Source organism: Shewanella sp. SG41-4 (genome assembly GCF_014164505.1).
Classification (GTDB): domain Bacteria; phylum Pseudomonadota; class Gammaproteobacteria; order Enterobacterales; family Shewanellaceae; genus Shewanella.
The window spans coordinates 1-9,346 of sequence record NZ_JACJFI010000172.1 but is presented as its reverse complement, the minus strand read 5'-3'; the positions used below and the strand labels follow the sequence as shown (position 1 = coordinate 9,346).

Below are 9,346 nucleotides of genomic sequence, written 5' to 3'. Positions count from 1 at the left end.
GCTTCAGCAATATATTCTTGCACCATAATGTTGGCTTTAAGCCCCATAAAGGCCTCAAGCACGCTCTCAGCTGCTTTGCGAGTTTCAGCTAATACTACGCCAATTCCCTGAGTACCTTCCAACAATTTAACCACTAATGGTGCACCACCGACCATATCAATCAAATCAGGAATATCACTGGGTTTATTCGCAAAACCAGTGATAGGCAAGCCAATTCCTTGACGTGATAAAAGCTGCATTGACCGTAGCTTGTCTCGTGAACGTGCAATTCCAATTGAACCGTTAACCGCATATACACCCATCATTTCAAATTGGCGTAATACTGCAGAACCATAGAAGGTCACTGAAGCACCAATACGAGGGATAACAGCATCAAATTGACCTAAATCTTTACCCGCCATATGAATGCTAGGTTTGGTCATATTGATATTCATATAACACTTTAACGGATTAATAACTTTGACTTCGTGTCCGCGGGCGACAGCAGCTTCAACTAAGCGTTTAGTAGAATATAATTGCGGGCCTTGAGACAGTATTGCGATGCGCACAGAGTGCTCCAAAATTGGAATTTTCGCGCATCATACGCTGAGTTTATTTAAAATCAATGACGGGAATGAGCATAGATAAAAAAAGAGCCAATCTTGATAGATTGGCTCTTTTTTCTGTGATCAATTACCCACTATTAATTGGATTGTTGATACGCTAATACTTCGATAAAACTAACCTTCACTAACCATATTAACGGTGTATTTAGGGATATCGATGATCATATCGCAATCCACCACTTTAGCTTGGCAAGATAAACGACTTTCAGGCTCTAGGCCCCATGCTTTATCTAGCATATCGTCTTCTAATTCATCACTTTCTTCAAGTTGTTCAAAACCTTCACGCACAACGACATGGCATGTAGTACAAGCACATGACTTTTCGCACGCATGTTCAATATGAATACCGTTACGCAGTGCAACATCTAAAATGGTCTCACCTACTTCAGCTTCAAGTACTGCGCCGTCTGGACAAAGTTCTTGATGGGGTAAAAATACTAACTGTGGCATCATTTCACCTATATGTTGTCGACCGACTGCCCTTTTAGCGCCGCTCTAATAGAATTATCCATACGTCTTGACGCAAAATCTTGAGTTTTATCATCGAGATTTGCAATCGCTTTTTCAATGGCATCAATATTATCTTGTTGTGCTACTGCATCAAGTTGGGCAATCGCAACGACTAATTCTTCGCGCTCTTGCTCATCCAGAAGTGCAGCATCTTTAGCTAAAGCAGCATTAAGTGATTCTATCACTCGTGCCGCTTCAAGTTTTTGTTCTGCCAGCATACGTCGAGTAATGTCATCTTTCGCATACTTCATCGAATCTTTTAACATGGTTGCAATTTCAGTATCCGATAAGCCAAATGAAGGTTTAACTTGAATCGATGTCTTAACCCCAGAGGATTTTTCCATCGCAGTAACACTAAGCAAGCCATCAGCATCCACTTGGAATGTCACTCGGATATGTGCAGCACCAGCGGCAAGAGGCGGAATACCGTGTAAAGTAAAACGAGCCAACGAGCGACAGTCATCAACAAGCTCTCGCTCACCCTGCACCACATGGAATGCCATGGCCGTTTGACCATCTTTAAACGTGGTAAACTCTTGTGCGCGTGCAACAGGAATAGTGGTATTACGCGTAACCACTTTTTCAACCAAGCCGCCCATGGTTTCAACGCCAAGCGATAATGGAATCACATCTAACAATAACAAATCGGATTCTGGTTTATTACCAACTAGAATATCAGCTTGAATCGCCGCACCAATAGCAACAACTCGATCAGGGTCTATTGATGTCAATGGTGTTTTTTTGAAAAAAGTTTCAACTTGTGCGCGCACCAATGGTACGCGAGTTGAACCACCGACCATGACGGTTTCAATAATCTCATCCACACTCACGCCAGCATCACGTAAAGTACGGCGACAACTGCCGATGGTTTTTTTCACCAATGAGCCAATTAAGTCGTTAAATAAGGTGTTATCAACATTGCAGGTTAATGTTTTTGCATCAATGACAACTGACGCTTCAACGCTACTACTGTCGGTCAACGCTTCTTTGACTCGGCGGGCTTCAATAAGTAATTGACGCGCTAATTGACTGCCTGGTTCGGTTATCTGCCAAACCTGTTGTAAATGGCTTACGAGTAAGTGATCAAAATCATCACCACCCAATGCTGAATCACCACCAGTAGCTAACACTTCAAATACGCCACGGTTTAAGCGTAAAACTGAGATATCGAAAGTACCACCGCCTAAGTCGTAAATGGCAATCACACCTTCCTGCTTTGAATCTAATCCATAAGCAATCGCTGCAGCAGTCGGTTCGTTCAATAAACGTAGTACTTTAACGCCCAATAACTCAGCAGCATCTTTGGTACCTTGACGTTGTGCATCATCAAAATACGCGGGTACAGTAATTACCACTCCGGCTAATTCGCCACCTAATGTGGTTTCAGCTCGTGCAATTAATGGTTTTAAAATTTCGGCTGACACTTGAATAGGATTAACTTGTCCCATAGGCGTAGTAAACACCGGTAAGCCGTTTTCGCTTGCATGTAATGCGTAAGGTAAACGATGTACACCAGACTGAATATCAGTGAGGCTACGCCCCATGAAACGCTTGACTGAAACAATGGTATTTTGTGGATCTAAAGCCGATTTGTCTTGGGCTTCATAGCCCACTAACACATTGGTTTCGCCATAATGCACCACAGACGGCAGTGAATGACGCCCTTGCTCATCCGGCAAAGTTAATGCTTGAGCACTTCTTACCGCAGCAACTAGTGAGTTGGTGGTACCAAGATCAATCCCAACCGCAAGACGATGCTGATGCGGTGCGGCGCTTTGGCCAGGTTCTGCAATTTGCAACAGTGCCATAGTGTTCCAACTTGTTGTGTTATCGATTAGCCAAGCTAATCATAAAAAATAAAATTTAGAATTTAAGGTAATTTAGTCGAGCAAGCCATCTTCAATTCGGGCTAACTCATCATGTAATTTTGCCATAAACTTAAGCTTACGAATTTGATCTGCCGCTAATAAAGCATCTGCACTATCGTCACTAATCAATAGCGTCGCTAGTTTAGTTAATAATGTTGACTCAAACTCACCAAACGACTCATACAGTTCATCAATGGATGACTGTGGATCACTGCTATGTTGGATGTCCTCAAGTGCTTCGCGCCACTCCATTTGCTGCATCAAAAATGCACCATCTTTCAATGTCGTGGTTTCATGACTTAATTCAATTCCGCGCAAGCTCAACATATGTTCAGCACGGCGTAAGGGATTTTTTAACGTTTGATAACCATCATTAACTTGTGCAGTTCGCTGTACTGATAGCAGCTTTTGTTGCTCGGTATCATTAGCGAATTTATCGGGATGAACCGCCCGTTGCAGCTCGCGGTAGCGCTCTGCAAGTAAGGCGGTGTCGATATCAAAGGCAGGTACAACATTAAACAGATCGAAATAATTCATGGGCAGATATCATGCTTACTGTTTGATATAAAACGGCTTAATAGGTGAATAATGATTAAACGGTGAAACTCTCACCACAACCACATTCACCCTTTGCGTTAGGATTATTGAACTGAAAACCTTCGTTTAGGCCTTCTTTGACAAAATCAAGTTCAATACCTTGCAAATAAATGAAGCTTTTAGCATCGATGATGATATTCACACCTTCGATATTATAAAGCTCATCATCGTCATTGAGATCGTCAACGAACTCAATGACATATGCCATACCTGAACAACCTGATGTTCTCAACCCAAGGCGCAAGCCAAGGCCTTTCCCGCGATTAGCAAGAAACGATCTCACTCGATCAGCCGCTGCGGGGGTCATTGAAATTGCCATCTTAACTCCAGGTATTACTTAGCTTGTCTGCTTTTATACTCTTCAATTGCTGCTTTAATGGCATCTTCAGCCAAAATTGAGCAATGAATTTTAACCGGCGGCAATGCTAACTCTTCGGCGATGTCAGCATTTTTTATAGTTGCTGCTTCATCAACGCTTTTACCTTTTACCCATTCTGTTACTAATGAGCTAGATGCAATTGCACTACCGCAACCATAAGTTTTGAATTTTGCATCTTCAATAATGCCATCGGCATTAATTTTAAGCTGCAACTTCATTACATCACCACAGGCGGGTGCACCAACCATACCAGTTACTACTGACGGGTCGTTCTTATCAAATGAACCTACGTTACGTGGGTTTTCATAATGATCGATTACTTTTTCGCTATAAGCCATGATACTGCTCCAAAATCTGTGTCGTTATCAGTTTACGATTTAATGGTATTACACTCATTTAACAAGATTAAATTAGTGATGCGCCCATTGAACTTGATCCAAATCGATACCATCTTTGAACATCTCCCATAATGGAGACATTTCACGTAACTTATCGATAGATTCAGTTATCGTTTTGATAGCGTGGTCAATTTCTTCATCGGTCGTAAAGCGACCAATAGAGAAACGAATCGAGCTATGTGCCATTTCATCATTTAAACCCAATGCACGTAATACGTAGCTTGGCTCTAAACTTGCTGAAGTACAGGCTGAACCCGAAGAAACTGCTAAGTCTTTCAAGGCCATCATTAACGACTCACCTTCAACAAAGTTGAAGCTCACGTTAAAAATACCACTGTAGCGTTGTTCCATATCACCGTTGATATAGGTTTCTTCGATGTGTTTAATACCGTTCCACAACTTATCGCGAAGATGAGTAATGCGTTTGCTATCAGCTGCCATGTCTTGTTTTGCAACAGCTGCAGCCTCACCTAAACCGACGATTTGATGTGTTGCTAGTGTGCCACTGCGCATACCGCGTTCGTGTCCACCACCGTGCATTTGCGATTCAAGACGAATACGTGGCTTACGGCGAACATATAATGCGCCGATACCTTTTGGTCCATACATTTTATGGCCAGAAATCGAAATCAAATCTACTTTAGTGGTTTGAACGTCAATTGGTATTTTGCCTGCACTTTGCGCAGCATCCATATGGAAGAAAATACCTTTAGAACGGCATAACTCACCAATGGCATCGATATCTTGAATCACACCAATTTCATTGTTCACGTGCATAATGCTGACCAAAATAGTGTCGTCGCGCATTGCTGCTTCTAAACGTTCTATTGGAATAAGGCCGTTAGCATCAGGAACAAGGTAAGTCACTTCATAACCTTCACGCTCTAACTGACGGCAAGTGTCTAACGTTGCTTTATGTTCAGTTTTGCTGGTGATGATGTGCTTGCCCTTTTTATGATAAAAATGGGCAATTCCCTTAATCGCAAGGTTACTTGATTCTGTCGCACCTGAAGTAAATACAATCTCACGGTGATCAGCGTTGATCAAATCGGCAACTTGATTACGGGCGACATCAACGGCCTCCTCTGCTTGCCAACCATAACGATGTGAACGTGATGCAGGATTACCAAACACGCCGTCCATTGTCATGTGTTGCATCATTTTTTCTGCGACACGCGGATCTACAGGGGTTGTTGCGGCATAATCTAAATAGATAGGAAGCTTCATAACACACTCCGTACTTAGCAGTCTCAGATGAGGCTACATACAACGTACAAATAATAATTATATATCAATCAACATAGCTGAGTTACAAACTCACTCTATGTTCCTTTTGTATTTCATCCTGCTTTAGCGAAATAAATCTTACATCTCGCTTTTGCATTAAACCTGCAAGAGAAATACCATCTAAAAAATCTGAAATTTGTTTACTTAAGTCACCCCATAAAGAATGGGTTAGGCAACGAGTACCGCTTTGGCAGTTACCTTTTCCTTGACAACGAGTGGCGTCTACAGATTCATCAACAGCATGTACTACCATGCCAACTGAGATATCGACGGCTTCTAAACCTAAACGATAACCACCACCAGGTCCGCGGACACTCGACACTAGACCATGCTTACGTAACTTAGCGAATAGTTGTTCAAGATAAGACAAAGAGATACCTTGTCTTTCAGAAATATCGGCTAAAGGTACAGGACCAGTAGCAGAGTGAATCGCAACATCCAGCATAGCTGTCACTGCATAGCGACCTTTTGATGTAAGTTTCATAACTTGTACTGCTCCCAAAAAGTATGCAGTAATTTCAACATACCCGAGTAATTTAGTCAAGTATTAATCCTACTAAAACACTCGGGTATTATGGCATGGCTTATAACCAAAAGGTCCATGTTTTCGCAGGGCGTATTTAACCTTTTTATCTTGTAAGATTCAATGCCGACAAGGAAATTAATCGCATTATCGGTCAGTTCTTTGACTTGAATCTACAATGACTTATAGATTGTTAAATACTCGGGTCAAACTTATCAATGTCATGTTTACGATTAGTGGCCGCTTCTCGAGAAGCTTCATCGAATGCATCGACGTTTAGTTCTGGCAACTTTTTAGTACAAACCTCACCACCCATTTGTTGGATGGCATTACACAATTCTTGTACTTTAGAATCCATCAAATGCATGTGGTCAAGCATTTGCCCAATGGCATTAGCGACAGGATCGGGATTGTCTGGTGACACCGCGTAAGCATCAAAACCGTACTTTTTGGCCATTTCGGTGCGACGTTCCGTTTTCTCTTTTGACTGGTTGGTCGGCGAAGCCACTACACGTCCTGGAATACCCACTACAGTATGATCGCTTGCGACATCTTTAACGACCACAGAATTTGACCCAACACGTGCTCCATCATGCATAGTGATAGGTCCGAGGACTTTGGCCCCTGCACCAATAACCACATTATTGCCTAAGGTAGGATGACGTTTACCTGGTTGCCAGGTGGTCCCGCCTAAAGTAACGCTATGATAAAGTGTACAATCATCACCGATTTCGGCAGTTTCACCAATAACGACACCCATACCATGATCAATAAAGAAACGTCGGCCAATCGTTGCACCTGGATGAATTTCAACACCGGTTAACCAACGTGAAAATGTTGATAAACAACGCGCGGTAAAACGCCAGTTGGCAAGCCAGAGTTTATGACTAATACGGTGGATCCAAATCGCGTGCATACCGGGATAATTAAATATTATCTCTAAAGTACTGGTTGCGGCAGGATCTCGATGATAAATCGATTCAATGTCTTCTTTTAGCCTAGCAATGACGCCCATGGTATGTTCCTTTGCTGCTTAATCTTGTTTATCCATTTTCTTGTCAATGGATGTCAAAATACCACGAAGAATATTCATCTCAGGTGCTTCAATGCGCGCACGAGTGTATAAACGACGAAGCTTAGTCATCACTTGTCCAGGATGATTTTTAATCACAAACCCTGTTTTAGACAACGTCGACTCTAAATGGACGAAAAAACGTTCTAACTCAGAGGTTAATGGATATTCATCCGTTACTGCTGGTGTTTCTGTTTGCGCTAGATGTGCGACTCGGGTTTCGTAACAAATAATTTGTACTGCTTGAGCTAAGTTTAGCGAGCTATATTCAGGATTTGCCGGAATAGCGACATGGTAAGTACACTTTTGTAATTCTTCATTACTTAAACCATGATTCTCACGACCAAATACGATAGCAACCGGACCATTTAAGCTTTCTTGAGTCAGTTTTATACCTGCTTCTCGAGGATCAAGCATCGGCCAATCTAGAGTGCGACTACGTGCACTAGTGGCAATGACTAGACTGCAATCGGCTATAGCTTCTTCCAACGAATCAACTCGAGTCAGATTTTTAAGAATATCTGACGCACCTGCCGCAAGTGCTATAGATTGTCCATCAGGCTCGGTTCTTGGCTCTGCGAGATAGAGATTTGATAAGCCCATGGTTTTCATTGCTCTAGCAGTAGAGCCAATATTACCAGGGTGCGATGTACCAACTAAAACAACACGAATATTATTGAGCATGTAGCACTTTCTTTTAGCAAAAAATATTATCGGTATATTATCACAATCGTTAAATATTACGTTATATGAAAATCTGCATTTGATATAACTGTCAAATTAAGTATAATGCGGGCGCTATTTTACTCGTTCTTTAACATCCAGGGGATTGCAATGCATCCGATGCTGACTATTGCCACGCGCGCTGCACGCGCTGCGGGCCAAACTATTATGCGCGCCTATACTGAACTTGACCGTGTTGAGGTAAGCAGTAAAGGTATTAATGATTTTGTGACTAGTGTAGACAAGGAAGCTGAAGCAACTATTACTTATCAAATTCGTAAATCTTATCCAGACCACACCATTATTGGTGAAGAAGACGGTGAAAACCGTGGTTCTGATAAAGACTACGTTTGGATAGTTGATCCTTTGGATGGCACTAACAACTTCGTTCGTGGTATTCCTCATTTTGCAGTATCTATCGCATTACAATATAAAGGCAAAATTGAAGTTGCCGTTATTTACGATCCTGTCCGTGAAGAATTATTTTCAGCGATTCGCGGCAAAGGCGCTAAGCTCAATGATTTCCGTTTACGTGTAACCAACGTAAATGATTTGAGCAGCACAATGATTGGTACCGGTTTTCCTTTTAAAGCACGCCAACATACTGAAAGCTATATGGCTATTTTGGGTGAAGTGTTCCCATTATGTGCCGATATCCGTCGCGGTGGTTCTGCTGCATTAGATTTAGCTTACGTCGCTGCTGGCCGTTTAGATGGTTTCTTTGAAATTGGTCTTAAGCCTTGGGATATTGCTGCAGGCGACTTAATTTGTCGTGAAGCTGGCGGTACGGTTACCGACTTCATGGGTGCACATAACTATATGACTTCAGGTAATATTGTTGCTGGTAGCCCAAAAGTGACCACTCAATTAGTTAAAATTATGCGTCCCTTATTAAATGAAGGTTTAAAACGTTAATCGTTAACCTTTATCTAAAAAACCGTTAGAGCATCGCTTTAGCGGTTTTTTTATGTCCGTTGATTGGCATTACGCTAAGGCTCAACCAGATAAAGTGCTTAGTTTTAGCTAATGGCTAATGGCTAATCAACAGTGTCAGTCAGTTCGATAATGTCCGCGAGCCAACAAACCTCAAGCACAAAACCACTTAGCAAGCTCATACAGACATTTATTGTAAAACCTGATATTAAATCAATTTACCATTCTGTCAGTGTAAATGCCTTTATACATTCTCTTGACGCTATCAATCGGGATAAGCTGAGCCTAACATCAACAGTTTCATCAATCTACGAACAGAGTAAGTTAACCTCTTATTGAGGCATGTCATCATTTATCTCACAAAATAGACCCAGATCACTGGGAAATTATGCGGAAGTCGTCAATAATAGTGTTTTGATTTTATTAATGAAGATGACTATGCCATTACTGC

The 9,346-nt window shown here is 41.8% G+C and carries 10 protein-coding genes and 1 pseudogene; 1 reads left to right on the top strand and 10 read right to left on the bottom strand.

Annotation, left to right across the window (positions count from 1 at the left end):
• The 10 genes and pseudogenes from H5202_RS14720 to trmJ all read right to left on the bottom strand — a co-directional run.
• A pseudogene (locus H5202_RS14720) lies at positions 1-548 on the bottom strand (30S ribosomal protein S6--L-glutamate ligase); the annotation flags it as partial.
• A 171-nt stretch (positions 549-719) separates the two neighbouring features.
• Positions 720-1,055 (bottom strand): ISC system 2Fe-2S type ferredoxin, encoded by a 336-nt coding sequence (gene fdx / locus H5202_RS14715; RefSeq protein ID WP_182772738.1) that lies wholly within the window; start codon positions 1,053-1,055, stop codon positions 720-722.
• A gap of 8 nt (positions 1,056-1,063) precedes the next feature.
• Positions 1,064-2,923, bottom strand: a complete 1,860-nt coding sequence (gene hscA / locus H5202_RS14710) for a Fe-S protein assembly chaperone HscA (protein WP_182772737.1) — start codon at positions 2,921-2,923, stop codon at positions 1,064-1,066.
• Positions 2,924-2,995: 72 nt separating this feature from the next.
• Positions 2,996-3,520 carry a co-chaperone HscB gene (gene hscB, locus H5202_RS14705; protein WP_182772736.1) on the bottom strand — a complete coding sequence of 175 codons (525 nt, stop codon included), beginning with the start codon at positions 3,518-3,520 and terminating at the stop codon, positions 2,996-2,998.
• 55 nt (positions 3,521-3,575) lie between these two features.
• Positions 3,576-3,899 carry an iron-sulfur cluster assembly protein IscA gene (iscA, locus tag H5202_RS14700; protein WP_011637876.1) on the bottom strand — a complete coding sequence of 108 codons (324 nt, stop codon included), beginning with the start codon at positions 3,897-3,899 and terminating at the stop codon, positions 3,576-3,578.
• A 14-nt stretch (positions 3,900-3,913) separates the two neighbouring features.
• Complete coding sequence (iscU, locus tag H5202_RS14695) at positions 3,914-4,297, bottom strand: Fe-S cluster assembly scaffold IscU (RefSeq protein ID WP_011637877.1); 384 nt, start codon at positions 4,295-4,297, stop codon at positions 3,914-3,916.
• A 72-nt stretch (positions 4,298-4,369) separates the two neighbouring features.
• Positions 4,370-5,584: an IscS subfamily cysteine desulfurase gene (locus H5202_RS14690; RefSeq protein WP_182772735.1), complete on the bottom strand. Its 1,215-nt coding sequence runs from the start codon at positions 5,582-5,584 to the stop codon at positions 4,370-4,372.
• A gap of 82 nt (positions 5,585-5,666) precedes the next feature.
• The gene (gene iscR, locus H5202_RS14685) at positions 5,667-6,128 is read right to left on the bottom strand and encodes a Fe-S cluster assembly transcriptional regulator IscR (RefSeq protein WP_011637879.1); all 462 of its coding nucleotides are present in this window, start codon (positions 6,126-6,128) and stop codon (positions 5,667-5,669) included.
• Positions 6,129-6,360: 232 nt separating this feature from the next.
• Positions 6,361-7,182: a serine O-acetyltransferase gene (cysE, locus tag H5202_RS14680; protein ID WP_182772734.1), complete on the bottom strand. Its 822-nt coding sequence runs from the start codon at positions 7,180-7,182 to the stop codon at positions 6,361-6,363.
• An 18-nt stretch (positions 7,183-7,200) separates the two neighbouring features.
• Positions 7,201-7,923 carry a tRNA (cytosine(32)/uridine(32)-2'-O)-methyltransferase TrmJ gene (gene trmJ / locus H5202_RS14675; RefSeq protein WP_182772733.1) on the bottom strand — a complete coding sequence of 241 codons (723 nt, stop codon included), beginning with the start codon at positions 7,921-7,923 and terminating at the stop codon, positions 7,201-7,203.
• Positions 7,924-8,073: 150 nt separating this feature from the next.
• Here trmJ and suhB point away from each other — a divergent pair, with 150 nt between their 5' ends.
• A complete protein-coding gene (suhB, locus tag H5202_RS14670) occupies positions 8,074-8,877 on the top strand; it encodes an inositol-1-monophosphatase (RefSeq protein WP_182772732.1) in 804 nt (267 codons plus the stop codon).
• Positions 8,878-9,346 lie beyond the last annotated feature (469 nt).